This is a genomic window from Paraburkholderia sp. SIMBA_053, assembly GCF_046534895.1.
Classification (GTDB): Bacteria; Pseudomonadota; Gammaproteobacteria; order Burkholderiales; family Burkholderiaceae; genus Paraburkholderia; species Paraburkholderia caledonica.
The window spans coordinates 1-271 of record NZ_JAWRXU010000711.1; the positions used below are offsets into that span (position 1 = coordinate 1).

Genomic DNA, 271 nt, shown 5'->3' on the forward strand with positions numbered 1-271 from the left:
TGCCCTTGCGTGTGACGCGTGTCGGTGTCGGCGGCAAGCGAAGCTTCGACCCGGCAGACAAGCGACGACTGGTCGAAGCCTGTCTGCGGCCAGGCGCCTCACTATCGGGCCTCGCTCTGAAGGCGGGCGTGAACGCCAACCAGTTGCATAAATGGGTCCAGGCGCGAGAACGGGGCCAGCCTCCAATCAGGCATGACGTGCCGGTCGCATCATCAGTGTTTGTTCCAGTCGTCGCGATCGACGAGCCGACGGCGGTCATGGCGTCCGCGCC

General features: G+C 65.3%; 1 protein-coding gene. It reads left to right on the forward strand.

Annotation, left to right across the window (positions count from 1 at the left end):
- Window positions 1–271 (forward strand): transposase (locus SB753_RS37425; RefSeq protein ID WP_410805198.1); only part of this gene is annotated, 271 nt, incomplete at both ends.